The organism is Sphingomonas sp. Root710 (assembly GCF_001429065.1).
Taxonomy (GTDB): Bacteria; Pseudomonadota; Alphaproteobacteria; order Sphingomonadales; family Sphingomonadaceae; genus Rhizorhabdus.
The window spans coordinates 430,231-443,422 of sequence record NZ_LMIB01000012.1; the positions used below are offsets into that span (position 1 = coordinate 430,231).

Here is a 13,192-nt window from a genome sequence, read left to right on the forward strand (position 1 = left end):
GGAAGAGAAGCATCGCTCACCCACGGTAAAGGAATAATCGGCCGGTTCGGCATGGCTCAAACCGCCCCGAACCGTTATTCGCCGCCCCATGGACATGACTGAATCGCTTCCCGCCGCGCTCGACCGCGTTATCGACCCGATCAGCGGCAAGGGCCTGATCGCCAGCGGCCGCGCCGCCGAACCCCGCTTCGACGACGGCACCGCCAGCGTAGTGATCGACGTCACCGGCCTGTCGGGCGATGCGCGCAGCAAGATCGAGACCGCGGTGAAGCAGGCGCTGATCGCGGTGCCGGGCGTCGAGACGGTGCGCGTCGCGATGACCGCCGAGAAGAAAGGCCGCAAGATCATCGCGATCGGATCGGGCAAGGGCGGGGTCGGCAAATCGACCCTGTCGGCCAACCTCGCGGTGGCGCTCAGAAAACTCGGCAAGAAGGTCGGCATCGTCGACGCCGACATCTACGGCCCCTCGCAGCCCCGGCTGCTGTCGACCGAGGGCATGCGCCCGACCGCCCAGGGGCAGAAGATGGACCCGGTGATGTCCCCCCACGGCATCCCGATGCTGTCGATGGGCCAGCTGGTGAAGCCGGGTCAGGCGATCGCGTGGCGCGGGCCGATGGCGGCCAATGCGCTGGGCCAGCTGATCGACGCCGAATGGGGCGACACCGACCTGCTGGTCCTCGACCTGCCGCCCGGAACCGGCGACGTCCAGCTCACCATGGTCCAGAAATACAAGCCGGCGGGCGCGATCATCGTGTCGACCCCGCAGGACCTGGCGCTGATGGACGCGACCCGCGCGATCGACTTCTTCCGTCAGGCCAATGTCCCGATCATAGGCATGGTCGAGAATATGGCGGGCTATGCCTGCCCGCATTGCGGCGAGATATCCGACCCCTTCGGCAGCGGCGGGGCGCAAGCGGCGGCGATGTCCATGGAGCTTCCCTTCCTCGGCCGGGTGCCGCTGGACATCGGCATCCGCACCAGTTCCGATGCGGGGAGCCCGCCGGCGTCCGAGGACGACGACGCGGTCTTCCGCCCCCTCGCTGAAAAGATCGCTGCATGGTTGAATCCGGCGGGGCCCGCATCATTTTAACAGGGCCAACGTCGAAAGGTCCGTCATGCCGCTCGAAAGCAATGCAGAGATCGCCAGCCTGCTGAAGGGCGCGAAGACGATCGCGATGGTGGGCGCCAGCGACCGCCCCGACCGGGCGAGCTTTGGCGTGATGCGCTTCCTCCAGTCGAAGGGCTATCGGGTGATCCCGGTCAACCCGCAGCTGGCGGGCCAGACGCTGCACGGCGAAACCGTGGTCGCCACTCTTGCCGAGATAGGCGAGCCGATCGACATCGTCGACATCTTCCGCAACTCCGCCGCCGCCGGGCCGGTGATCGACGAGGCGATCGCCGTTGGCGCGAAGGCGGTGTGGACGCAGCTCGGCGTGTTCAACGACGACGCCGTCAGCCGCGCGGAAGCGGCTGGACTGCAGGCGGTGGTGAACCACTGCCCCAAGATCGAGATCCCGCGGCTGGGATTGTAATAGCACGCCCGTTTCGCCGGTTTTCCAATAACGCAGCAGGTGATGCGCAGCTGGGGAGTGATCCGGCCTGCCGTGTGGAATTATCGATCGGGCGGAGCGGCGCTGCGCGCACCGACGCGCCCGCGCCATCCGAACAGATATGCAATGCACCATAGGATAGCAATGGCGCTATATTGATAGAGCGGCAGGACGATACCCATCGCCACCCCGTTCAGCACGTCGAGATGGACGGAGATCATGCCGGCCCACATTATGAAGGTCGACGCGATGACCAGCAATTGCATCGCCGTGAAACCGTAGGCGCCGCGAATCGCGCGCGACATACGAACGCCGATCGACGCCAGCGCCGCCGGCCCCGCCATCCACAGAAGGAGGACCATCCCCGCGGCGGTGCGAAGTCCGTCGAGCAGCAGGAACAGCGCGCAGGCGAGAGCCGTGGCATAGCCTATTGCGAGCCATGTCGTGACGAGCGTGAGACGAATCGAGGTCATGATAGGACGACTATCGCACAACCGAGGCTGTCCTCCATTTTGTCCCATGGCGCGCGCCGATTTGCTTCGCTATTGAGCCCGTAACTAGGGAGGAACGAATGTTAGGTGCAATGCAGGATTGGCCGCTTCGCCTGGAACGCCTGATCGATCATGCCGCACGCGAGCATGGGCCGCGCGAGATCGTCACCCGCTGGGCGGACGGCAGCTTCGAGCGGACCAATTGGGCGGGCATTCATCGCGACGCGCGGCGGCTGGCGCAAGCGCTGGTCGCGTTCGGCATCAAGCCGGGCGACCGGTTCGCGACGCTGGCTGCCAATCATGGACGCCACCTGGTTTCCTGGTTCGGTGCGATCGGCGCGGGCGCAGTGATCCACACGATCAACCCCCGGCTGTTCGACGACCAGATCGTCTACATCGCCAACCATGCCGAAGACCGGGTGCTGATCTATGACCAGGCCTTCGAGGCCGTGGTCGAGCGGCTGAAGCCGCGTTTCGAGACGATCGAACATTTCGTCTGCTTCAACCCCGACAGCGGCGAAGGCGGCTTCGAGGCACTGATCGCGGGTTATGACGGCGACTATGTCTGGCCGGAAGGCGACGAGCGCGCGCCCGCGATGCTCTGCTACACCAGCGGCACCACCGGCAATCCGAAGGGGGTGCTCTATCAGCACCGATCGCAGATGCTGCACAGCTTCGTCCAGGCGACGCCCGACGTATTCTCACTGTCCGCGCGCGCCGCGGTCCTGCCCGTAACCCCGCTGTTCCACGCCGGCGCCTGGGGCCTGCCCTTTGCCGCGGCGATGACCGGATCGAAGCTCGTCCTGTCGGCAAGCAACGAGCCCGCCGTGCTACACCAGCTGATCATCGACGAGCAGGTGACGCACAGCTGCGGCGTGCCGACGATCTGGCTGTCGCTGCTGCAATATGTCGAGCGTGAGAGACTAGACCTCGGCAGGCTGCATCACATCAGCTGCGGCGGTTCGGCCGCGCCCCGTGCGCTGATCGCGGGCTATATGGATCGCGGCGTCCAGTTCACCCATCTGTGGGGGATGACCGAATTGTCGCCGATCGGTTCGGTCGCGGCGCTGCCCGCCGAGTGGGACAATATGGACCGCGAAGCCAAGCTCGATCTGCTGCAGAAGCAGGGCTATGCCGCGTTCGGCCTCGAACTGCGCGTCGTCGATGACGAGGGCAACGCGCTGCCCCGCGACGGCAAGAGCTCGGGCCAGTTGCAGGTGCGCGGGGCCTGGGTCGTCGAGCGCTATTTCCGCGCCGAGAAGAGCGCGGTCGACGAGGACAACTGGTTCGATACCGGCGACATCGCGGTCATCCATGCCGATGGCGCGCTTCAGCTGACCGACCGCGCCAAGGACGTGATCAAGTCGGGCGGCGAATGGATCAGCTCGGTCGACCTGGAAAACGCCGCCATCGCTGCCCCCTGCGTCGCCGAAGCCGCGGCGATCGGCGTCTATCACCCGAAGTGGGACGAACGCCCGCTGCTGCTGTGCGTGCCCAAGCCCGGCATCGAGCCGTCTGCCGATCGGGTCCGCGAGGCGCTGGCCAGCCGGGTCGCGAAATGGTGGCTGCCCGACGAGATATTGTTCGTCGACGAACTGCCGCACACCGGCACCGGCAAGCTGCTCAAGACCGAACTGCGCGAGCGGTACAAGGATTATAAGCTGCCTGGGGTTTGATATAGGGGGCGCCTCGGCCAACATCGGGGCGCCGTTTCCCGCTAGCGAATAGCCGCTTTCGCCGCATGTTCGGCCAGCCGATCGACCGCTGCGGCATGGATCGCCGGGGCGGTCGCCAGCACGCCGAACTGTTCGCCCTTGGTGCTGTTGTAGCGCAGCGGATTGCCGAAGGCGTCCGTCACCGTCGCGCCGGCCTCCTGCGCGATCAGCGCCGCGGCGGCGATGTCCCATTCATTGCCCCAGCGGATCGTGGCAAGCAGGTCCGCCTCGCCCGCCGCGACCATCGCGATCCGCAGCGCAATCGAATTGGGTTTGGTCACCGCCACCAGATCGCCGTCGCGGCGCGGCAGCGTGTCGGCGGGCACCCGCGCACCGGGCAGCGCCAGCCGCTGCGACGCGATGATCGGCTCGCCATTGCGGGTCGCTCCCTGTCCGAAGCGCGCGCGCCAATGCTCGCCACGCGCGGGGGCGTCGAGCACGCCCAGCACGGGGCGGCCGCCCTCCACGAGCGCGATCGACACCGCCCAGCCTTCGCGTCCCCGCACATAATCGCGGGTGCCGTCGATCGGGTCGACCACCCAGACGCGCACACAGTTGAGCCGTTCAGCGCTGTCGGCGGTCTCCTCCGACAGCCAGCCCGCCTCGGGATCGATCGCCATCAGCCGTTCGCGCAGCAGCGCGTCGGCGGCGAGATCGATGTCGCACACCGGACTGCCCGGCGTCTTGTCCCAATATTTGAAATCCCCCCGCCACGATGCGTGCGCCATTGCGCCGACTTCGGCCGCCACCGCACTCACCGCATCGAGCAGATTCTCAGGCACCGGCGACCGTCATCCCTTCGATTCTCACTGTCGGAGCATCAACGGCGCGACGGAAGACAAGATCCGACGCGGGGGTCAGTTCGCGGAACATATCCTTGAGGTTGCCGGCAACGGTAATCTCGGCGACCGGCTCGCAGACCTTGCCGTCGCGGATCACGAAGCCCGACGCGCCCCGGCTGTAATCGCCGGTGACGCCATTGACGCCCTGCCCGATCAGTTCGGTGACGTAGACGCCCAGCTTGATGTCGGCGATCAGCTCCTCGGGCGAGAGGCTACCGGCCTCCAGATAGAGATTGGTGAGCCCGGTACCTGGAGGGCCGCCGACCCCACGCGTCGCATGGCCGGTCGGTTCGAGACCGAGTTGGCGCGCAGAGGCCGAATCCATGATCCAGCCGGTCAGCACGCCGTCGGCGATGATGTCGCGCGCGGCGGTGGGCAGCCCCTCGCCATCGAAGGGCTTGGAGCGCAGGCCGCGCGGCCGGTGCGGATCGTCGCGGATGACGATGCCTTTCGCGAACACCTCTTGTCCAAGCCTGTCGAGCAGGAAGCTGGTGCGGCGCGCCACCGCCGATCCGGTGATCGCGCCGGCGAGATGGCCGAGCAGCCCCGATCCGACGCGCGGATCATAGACGACCGGCATCGCGCCGCTCGACAACTTGCCCGGATTCAGGCGCTTCACCGCGCGTTCGCCCGCGCGAAGGCCGATCGCCACCGCATCCTCGAGATCACTCAGATGGCGCGCGCTATGATAGGCATAGTCGCGCTGCATGCTGCTGCCCTCGCCCGCAATCACGCTGGCAGAGCAGCCATAACCGCTGGTCGAATAGCCGCGCGCGAAACCCGCGCTGGTCGCCAGCGCGATCACGGTCCGGCTTGCCGATGCTCCCGCGCCCTCGCTGTTGGTAACGCCGGCCACGCCGCGCGCCGCATCTTCGGCGGCTTCGGCGCGCACGCGCAGATCCGCCGGGGCGGGATCGGCCTGGTCGTCGCCGTCGACATCGACCGCCGCTCCGCGCAGCAGCCGGTCCTCGGGAGCGAGCCCGGCATAGGGGTCTTCGGGCGCTTCGCGCGCCATCGCCACGGCGCGCTCGACCAGCGCGTCGAGCGCGTCGCTCGACAGGTCGGAGGAAGACACACTCGCCGACCGGCTGCCGACGAACAGACGCAAGCCGATCTCCTCGCCTTCCGACCGTTCGACATCCTCGAGCGCGCCCAGGCGCACCGAGATCTGGGTCGAGGCATTGCAGATATAGAGCGCGTCGGCCGCATCGGCACCCGCCTTGCGGGCGGCGGCAACGAGATCGGCTGTGCGGGCTTCGGCTTCAGGGATGCTCAACATGGTGGCGACTTAGGTATCGCGACCCCGAACGTCAAAGGCTAATGCCCTTATTCGATCACGCCGTACTGCCCACCACCAGACAGGCCATGAACATCAGCAGACCCGCAAAGCGGTTCGCGCGGAACTTGGCGAGAGCGTCGGCGGGGTCGGCGATGCGGAGCCGGGCGACCTGCCAAGCCAGATGGACGGCGACGGGAAGGAGCGCCGCCAGTGCCAGCAGTTGCGGACGGATTTGCCAAAAAGCCGAAATCCAGCAGCCGATCGCGATCGCATAGCAAAGCGCGACGCCGCTGCGCGCATGGCGGCCCAGCGCCCGCGCCGAGGATTTCACGCCCGCCAGCGCGTCATCCTCGATATCCTGCAGCGCATAGATGGTGTCGTAACCGATCACCCAGAAGACCGAACCGCTGAACAACAGCCATATCGCCGGGGCGAAACCGCCGGTCACGCCCGGCCATCCGACCAGCGCTGCCCAGGAGAAGACGATGCCGAGCCAGGCCTGCGGCCACCAGGTGATCCGCTTCATAAAGGGATAGGCCGCGACCGCACCGAGGCTGGCGACCGCGGTGATCGCAGCGGTCAGGTTGAACTGGACCAGCACGGCAAGCCCGATCAGGCAGAGCAGGCCCAGCCACAGCCAGGCCGCCTTCAGCTTCACCCGGCCGCTGGCGAGCGGCCGCGCGGCGGTGCGCGCTACCTTGCGGTCAAGGTCCCGGTCGACGATGTCGTTATAGACGCAGCCCGCGCCGCGCATAACGAACGCCCCCAGCCCCATCCACAGGATCAGGTCCCAACGGTCGGCGCCGTGCCCCGCCAGCGCGATCGCCCAGGCGCCGGGCCAGAACAGCAACCACGCCCCGATCGGCCGGTCGAACCGCGCAAGCACCCAATAGGGCCGCCAGCCGGGGGGCAGATGCCGCACCAGCCCGCGATATTCGCTGTCGGGTACGATTTCCTCGACTTCCTCGGCCATGAGCGGCAGGTAGGACAAAAGCCCCGTCTTCGGAAGTCCCATGGCCCAAACCCCCGCCTGGCCGCCAGGCAGCGTCACCCGCCTGTTCATCGATCAGCCACTGTCCGAAGGGATGGCGCTGACGATCGACGGCGGACAGGCGCATTATCTAAGCGGGGTGATGCGACTGAAGGCGGGCGACCAGATCGCGCTGTTCGACGATCGCACCGGTGAATGGCGCGCCGAGATCGAGCAGGCCGGAAAGCGCGCCGTGGCGGTGCGCGCGGTCGAGCGGATGCGCGAGCGCGAGGCGGTGCCCGATCTCTGGCTGCTCGCCGCGCCTATCAAGAAGGGGCGGATCGACTGGATGGCCGAAAAGGCCTGCGAACTGGGCGTCGCCCGGTGGCAGCCGGTGATCACCCAGCGGACGATCGTCGACCGGCTCAACCTCGACCGATTGCGCGCGCATATGATCGAGGCGGCCGAACAATGCGAGCGGACCGCGCTGCCGGTCCTCGACGAGCCGGTCAAGCTAGCGCAGCTTCTGAAAAGCTGGCCCGGGGACCGCGCGCTGATCTTTGCCGACGAGGAAGGCGGCACGCCGATGGCCGAGGTGGCAAAGCCCGGCCCCGCCGCGATCCTGATCGGCCCAGAGGGCGGCTTCACCAACGAGGAACGTGCCGCGATCAAAGCGCTGCCGCAGGCGACCGGCGTGTCGCTTGGCCCGCGCATATTGCGCGCCGACACCGCGATGGCGGCGGCGGTTTCGCTATGGATGGGATTGGCCGGCGATTGGCGGTGATTTGATTTTGATCCGCTCACGCGAATAGATGGTGCCGGCCCGAACGTTTCAGCAAAGCTCAAACAAATCTAGCCACGTACCGATCGGTCCGCTATGGGCGCGCCATGAGCACGCGCAAGGCCGCCGATGGCGAGGATCCCATCATCGATTCGCGCGAGGACCTGATTTCGGTCTTCGCGGACGGCGAGAAGCCGAAGTCGCAATGGCGGATCGGCACCGAGCACGAAAAGTTCGTCTTCTTCGAGGATTCGCATCGCGCGCCATCCTATGAGGAACGCGGCGGTATCCATGCGCTGCTGATCGGCTTGACGAAATATGGCTGGGAACCGGTCTATGAGGGCGACAATATCATCGCTCTCGCCGGGTCCGACGGCAATGTCAGCCTGGAGCCCGCCGGCCAGTTCGAACTGTCGGGCGCGCCGCTCGACAATCTCCACCAGACCTGCGCCGAGACCGGCCGTCACCTCGAACAGGTGAAAGCGATCGGCGAGAAGCTCGGCATCGGCTTCCTGGGTCTCGGCCTGTGGCCCGACAAAAGCCGCGAAGAGCTGCCGATCATGCCCAAGGGCCGTTACGACATCATGCTACGCCACATGCCGCGCGTCGGCACGATGGGCCTCGACATGATGCTGCGCACCTGCACCATTCAGACCAACCTCGACTATGCGAGCGAAGCGGACATGGTGCGCAAGTTCCGGCTGAGCCTGGCGCTTCAGCCGCTGGCGACTGCGCTTTTCGCCAATTCGCCCTTCCTCGACGGCAAGCCCAATGGCTTCCTCAGCTATCGCAGCCATATCTGGACCGATACCGATCCGCATCGCACCGGCATGCTGCCCTTCGTATTCGAAGACGGCTTCGGCTACGAGCGCTACGCCGATTACATGCTCGACGTGCCGATGTATTTCGCCTTCCGCGATGGCTATATCGACGCTGCCGGGCTGAGCTTCCGCGACTTCCTCGACGGCAATCTCTCGGTCCTGCCCGGTGAGAAGCCTACGATCACCGATTGGACCGACCATCTCTCCACCGCCTTCCCAGAGGTACGGCTGAAGAGCTTCCTCGAAATGCGCGGCGCCGATGGCGGACCGCACGACCGGATATGCGCGCTACCGGCCTTCTGGGTCGGGCTGCTCTATGATGACGACGCGCTCGACGCGGCGTGGGATCTGGTGAAGCACTGGACGATCGAGGATCATCACCGCATCCGCGCCGAGGTGCCGAAGCTCGGCCTCAAGGCGATGGGCCCGCGCGGCCGCACCTTCCAGGAACTCGGCAAGATCGTCCTCGACATCGCCGCGTCGGGGCTGCGCGCGCGCGCGCGTCTCAACGGCGCGGGCGACGACGAGGCGGGCTACCTCACGCCGCTGCGCGAGATCGTCGCCAGCGGCAAGACGCCCGCGGAGCGGCTGCTCGATCTGTACCACGGCGCGTGGGGCGGAGACATCAGCCATGTCTATCGCGACGCGCGCTTCTAGGCATCACGCGCTAGCTACCGGCCGGTAGCTTTAGTTTAAAAAGCGTGTCCCCTCTGCAACAGTGCGGGGAGAATGCTGCACCAATCGGGCGCAGCACGCGCTTTTGGAAGAGTCCGCTGGCAAGGCGGGGGGTGCTGGGCTAAACGGCGCCTGCTGCGTCGGCAGGAGACATCCGCAAATGCGGGGCTTCGCAGGAGAGGAATGCACCGGTGAAAGTCCGGTACGGCGTGCAGGACGTGGTAGCTGCGGTAAAATCGGGCATCGGGCCGCACCGATGCAGAGCCGGAAGGTCCGGCCCGCAGCACCGTCCCCCCATTCTTTAGTAGCAATGGTCGATCCGGCCCTCTGCCGGTTAACGGGCCGTTTACGCCTCGCGCCCAAGCCAGGGGCAGCGCGGGACTTTCCCATTGGAAGCCTGCCGGACATGATGAATCTCCGGCTTACCAATCTCCCCAATAAAGGGACAAGCCATCCTCGCTAGCATCGGGACATCCTGTTTTCCTGGGAGCGACGGCATGGCATCGAATTTGGGACGGACAAAGGTGACGAGGCTGGCGGGTGCGCTGGCGCTGACCCTTGCCGCACCCTTCACGCAGGGAGCGACCGGGGTCGAGAACAACCTCGAGGCGCGCCTGCTAGCCAGCCACAACCGCGAACGCAGCTCGCTCGGCATCCCGCCGCTGGTCTGGGATCGGAAGCTCGCCCGCGACGCACAGGCCTATGTCCTGCACCTCGCCGAGACCGGCTACCTCGTCCATTCTGAAGACGATCCCGCCGACCCTGATCCGCAGGGCGAGAATCTGTGGGCGGGGACCAGCGGCTATTATGGCCCCGAAGCGATGGTCGGGCTGTGGATCGAGGAGAAGAAGGACTTCAAGCCCGGCATCTTCCCCAACAACAGCATCAGCGGCGATTTGGAGCAGGTCGGCCACTACACGCAGTTGATGTGGCGTTCCTCGCATTCGGTGGGTTGCGCCGCGGCGCGCGGCGCGGAGGATGATTTCCTCGTATGCCGCTACAGCGAAGGCGGCAACGTGATTGGAGAGAGGCCTTTTTGATTGGCCTCAAGCGCCGGCGCGGACATCCGCCCGGCTTTGGCTTTCCTCCCCGGACTGCGTCCGGGTCCGGGACGCGCAGCGTCCCGCAAGGATCGTAGCCGGTCCGCGGACTGCCGGGGGCAGTCTAGGCGGAGATCGGCTCGCAAAGCGAGCCGTGGCGGCCGCCCGAGCTTATGCGAGGATAGCCAAGTGCGCGGATGCGCACGCCGGCGCTTGAGGCTAAATCAAAAACCGGCCGTCAGGCCGATGGCTCTGCCGCGGGAGTTCCATTCTTCCGATAGGTTACGCGCGCGACGCCGCCAATCAGGCCGAAGCCGAGCATCAGCTGAATCCAGGTCGACGGTTCGGGCACGCCCGGCTGGTCGTTCGGCGGAGTGCTTGTCGTCGGCGGCACGAAGATGGTCGGGGTCAGCGGGATCGGGGTCGGATCGGGCGGTGGCGCTTCGGCCACCTGGATCGGCGTCGGCGGGGCCGGCGTCGGGCTCACGGTCGGCAGGTTGGACAGCGCGAACGGCGTGACCGTCGGGCACGGCGTCTCGGCCGCCGCATATTGGGTGCCTTCCTCGGGCGTCGCGCGGATACGGGTCTTGGGCTTGGCATATTGGCGCGGCTGGGTCGCCTTGTGGACCGCGTCGCGGACCTGGGGAACGCCGAGACTCAACGCCGTGGTGCCGGCAACCGGGCAGACACAAGTCATGAGCAACTTGGCCGCTTTTGACGCAACAGCTTCCTTCAACATGAAGAACTACCCCAAATACCCCCGCGCTATAGCGCTCATCCTGCAATATCATATTCCGCCGCAAGTTCAAAACCGCGGAGGTTAACAAGTGCAATGCCGCCACCGAAAGCTCAAGGATCGGTAACGGCTATTCGGCCTTGCGGGCTTGGGCTATGCCGGAAAGACCACAGCGTCTATCTGTGCCGGTGCGGTTCGCATCGATCTGGCGGTCGCGCGATAGTATATTCATCATGGTTGAGATGGCGTAATCCTTTGGGACATCGGACGGGGGACATAACGAGACGAGCGGCGGCAGGCGATGCTGGCCGCTATGGCTGGAACGACCTGCTGCCGCTCCGCGACGCGCTGGTCCGTCATTGGCTGCTCGCGATCGGTGCGCTGATCCTCATCCTGCCGACCATGTATGGCGTCGCCTCGGAAAACTGGTCGACCGAACAGGGCGCGCATGGACCGATCGTGCTCGCCACCGCCCTATGGCTGTTCTGGCGGCGATGGAGCGAGGTTCGGACCCTCGCCAGGCCCGGCGACACCCGCATCGCGGCGCTCGCCTATCTGATCGTCGCACCGGTCTATGTCATGACCCGGATCATCAACATCATCGAGGTCGAAGGCTTCATGATGTACGGTCTGCTGCTGATCACCGCCTACTGGCTGGTGGGTTTCGCCCCGCTGCGCGCGATGTGGTTCCCGATCGTCTATGTGCTCTTCATCTTCCCGCCACCGGATTCGGTGGTGACGATGATCACCCAGCCGCTCAAGATCGGCATTTCGCAGACGGCGATCGACCTGCTCTACGCGCTCGGCTACCCGATTGCGGGCTCCGGTGTCACGATCATCATCGGCCAGTACCAGCTACTGATCGCCGCCGCCTGTGCCGGCCTCAACTCGCTGATCAGCCTGTCGGCGATCGGGCTGTTCTACATCTACATCCGGCACAATGCGAACTGGCGCTATGCGCTGCTGCTGATGCTCGCGATCGTGCCGGTGGCGATCATGGCCAATTTCATTCGCGTCATCGCGCTCATCATGATCACCCATTATCTGGGCGACGAAGCGGCGCAGGGCTTCCTGCACAATTTCTCCGGCATCACCATGTTCCTCTTCTCGGTGCTCGGCATCTTCGGCGTCGACGCACTCGCCTCACCGCTGCGCCATCGTCTCGCCCGCACTGGGTCCGCCGCATGAGCGACGATCAGAGGACCGAGGGGCCCGCGCTCGACCGGATGCTGACGCGGCGGACGATGATCGCGGGCGGGCTGCTCGGCGCGGCGGGCATCGTCGCCAATTCGCGGCGGCCCGACATTCCGTTCGTGATGCTCGAACGCGGCAAGCTCGACCCGCTCTTTCCGAAGAAGGTCGGCAGCTGGGAATATCAATCCGACAACGGACTCGTCCTGCCGCCCGAGGACGAGCTGCGCGACCGGCTCTACAGCCGCGTGCTGACCCGCTATTATGCTTCGCCCAACCAGCTGCCAGTGATGTTCCTGGTCGCCTATAGCAGCAAGCAAGACGGCATGTTGCAGGTTCACCGGCCCGAGACCTGCTATCCGGCTGCGGGTTACGAACTGATGCACGAACGCTTCATCCCGCTTGATGTCGGCGGCGGGCTGACCGTTCCCGGCCATTATCTCAATGCGCGCAGCATCAGCCGGCACGAACAGCTGATCTACTGGACCCGCATCGGCAACGACTTCCCGACCCGCTGGTGGGCGCAACATTGGGCCGTGGCGAAGGAGAATCTGAAGGGCCGGGTGCCCGATGGTGTTCTCGTCCGCGTCTCGACCGCCGCGCCCGACGACGAGACCGCGATGATTACCCTCAAGCGTTTCCTGCCGGCGATGCTGAAACAGCTGTCGCCAGTCGCCCGCCGCGTCCTGTTCGGCGAAGCCGGCGCCCCACTGCCCGGAAAATGAACCTAGCCTTTGTCCAAAGGCCTCAGCGCGATGTGGATGTAGACGAGCGTCGCCACCAGCACCGCTACGGCAAGCAGGTGATAGACGACGCCGCGTCCGCCGACCGCCTCGTTACCGAAATAATTGGCCACCGCGCAGCCTGCCGATGCTGCCAGATATTGCCACATGGAGTCCCGCGGCGGCGCGTCGCGGCTCGATCGTTGCAGAAACAGAACGACAAGTCCGGCAAAGATTGCAACGGTGACCCAATCGTAAATTGTTTCCAAATCAGCATCCTCCGCACCGAAATGGTGGCATACAGGCTTGTCGCCGGGGCTGGCAATCATGTAGCACCTTGGGGGATTGCTTTGTCTGGATTGCGATCGGGGGACATCAA

General features: G+C 65.7%; 14 protein-coding genes. 8 read left to right on the plus strand and 6 right to left on the minus strand.

Translation table 11 applies throughout. The features are described from left to right. Positions 1–88 precede the first annotated feature (88 nt). Both ASE00_RS11930 and ASE00_RS11935 read left to right on the plus strand, forming a co-directional pair. On the plus strand, positions 89–1,090 hold the full coding sequence (locus ASE00_RS11930) for an Mrp/NBP35 family ATP-binding protein (RefSeq protein WP_056380487.1): 1,002 nt from the start codon (positions 89–91) through the stop codon (positions 1,088–1,090). Positions 1,091–1,115: 25 nt separating this feature from the next. Further along, positions 1,116–1,532, plus strand: a complete 417-nt coding sequence (locus ASE00_RS11935; RefSeq protein ID WP_056380489.1) for a CoA-binding protein — start codon at positions 1,116–1,118, stop codon at positions 1,530–1,532. An 80-nt stretch (positions 1,533–1,612) separates the two neighbouring features. On the opposite strand, the gene ASE00_RS11940 is transcribed toward ASE00_RS11935, so the two are convergent. Continuing rightward, positions 1,613–2,023: a hypothetical protein gene (locus tag ASE00_RS11940; RefSeq protein ID WP_056380491.1), complete on the minus strand. Its 411-nt coding sequence runs from the start codon at positions 2,021–2,023 to the stop codon at positions 1,613–1,615. Positions 2,024–2,121: 98 nt separating this feature from the next. Here ASE00_RS11940 and ASE00_RS11945 point away from each other — a divergent pair, with 98 nt between their 5' ends. After that, positions 2,122–3,717 carry a long-chain fatty acid--CoA ligase gene (locus ASE00_RS11945; RefSeq protein ID WP_056380493.1) on the plus strand — a complete coding sequence of 532 codons (1,596 nt, stop codon included), beginning with the start codon at positions 2,122–2,124 and terminating at the stop codon, positions 3,715–3,717. Positions 3,718–3,758: 41 nt separating this feature from the next. On the opposite strand, the gene ASE00_RS11950 is transcribed toward ASE00_RS11945, so the two are convergent. Genes ASE00_RS11950 through ubiA form a run of 3 tightly spaced genes read right to left on the minus strand, consistent with a single transcriptional unit; the run spans position 3,759 to position 6,850 of the window. Continuing rightward, positions 3,759–4,538: a 3'(2'),5'-bisphosphate nucleotidase CysQ gene (locus ASE00_RS11950; RefSeq protein ID WP_056380494.1), complete on the minus strand. Its 780-nt coding sequence runs from the start codon at positions 4,536–4,538 to the stop codon at positions 3,759–3,761. Continuing rightward, on the minus strand, positions 4,531–5,877 hold the full coding sequence (locus tag ASE00_RS11955; protein ID WP_056380497.1) for a TldD/PmbA family protein: 1,347 nt from the start codon (positions 5,875–5,877) through the stop codon (positions 4,531–4,533). The genes ASE00_RS11950 and ASE00_RS11955 overlap by 8 nt, the downstream gene beginning before the upstream one ends. Positions 5,878–5,932: 55 nt before the next feature. Next, positions 5,933–6,850, minus strand: a complete 918-nt coding sequence (gene ubiA / locus ASE00_RS11960) for a 4-hydroxybenzoate octaprenyltransferase (protein ID WP_082594731.1) — start codon at positions 6,848–6,850, stop codon at positions 5,933–5,935. Between the two features lie 40 nt (positions 6,851–6,890). Here ubiA and ASE00_RS11965 point away from each other — a divergent pair, with 40 nt between their 5' ends. The 3 genes from ASE00_RS11965 (at position 6,891) to ASE00_RS11975 (ending at position 10,164) form a co-directional block, all read left to right on the plus strand. Further along, the gene (locus ASE00_RS11965; protein WP_056380501.1) at positions 6,891–7,631 is read left to right on the plus strand and encodes a 16S rRNA (uracil(1498)-N(3))-methyltransferase; all 741 of its coding nucleotides are present in this window, start codon (positions 6,891–6,893) and stop codon (positions 7,629–7,631) included. A gap of 104 nt (positions 7,632–7,735) precedes the next feature. After that, positions 7,736–9,106, plus strand: a complete 1,371-nt coding sequence (locus tag ASE00_RS11970) for a glutamate--cysteine ligase (RefSeq protein ID WP_056380503.1) — start codon at positions 7,736–7,738, stop codon at positions 9,104–9,106. 515 nt (positions 9,107–9,621) lie between these two features. Then, entirely contained in the window at positions 9,622–10,164 is a 543-nt protein-coding gene (locus tag ASE00_RS11975; protein ID WP_056380504.1) for a CAP domain-containing protein, read from the plus strand. A 238-nt stretch (positions 10,165–10,402) separates the two neighbouring features. Here ASE00_RS11975 and ASE00_RS11980 read toward each other — a convergent pair whose 3' ends face one another. Further along, on the minus strand, positions 10,403–10,861 hold the full coding sequence (locus ASE00_RS11980) for a PEPxxWA-CTERM sorting domain-containing protein (protein WP_235538643.1): 459 nt from the start codon (positions 10,859–10,861) through the stop codon (positions 10,403–10,405). 294 nt (positions 10,862–11,155) lie between these two features. Between ASE00_RS11980 and xrtV the strand changes: the two genes are divergently transcribed. Then, on the plus strand, positions 11,156–12,088 hold the full coding sequence (gene xrtV / locus ASE00_RS11985; protein ID WP_235538644.1) for an exosortase V: 933 nt from the start codon (positions 11,156–11,158) through the stop codon (positions 12,086–12,088). Beyond that, entirely contained in the window at positions 12,085–12,816 is a 732-nt protein-coding gene (gene epsI / locus ASE00_RS11990) for an exosortase-associated protein EpsI, V-type (RefSeq protein WP_056380508.1), read from the plus strand. The genes xrtV and epsI overlap by 4 nt, the downstream gene beginning before the upstream one ends. Before the next feature lie 2 nt (positions 12,817–12,818). Here epsI and ASE00_RS11995 read toward each other — a convergent pair whose 3' ends face one another. Further along, a complete protein-coding gene (locus ASE00_RS11995) occupies positions 12,819–13,142 on the minus strand; it encodes an XrtV sorting system accessory protein (RefSeq protein WP_235538645.1) in 324 nt (107 codons plus the stop codon). Between the last annotated feature and the right edge of the window lie 50 nt (positions 13,143–13,192).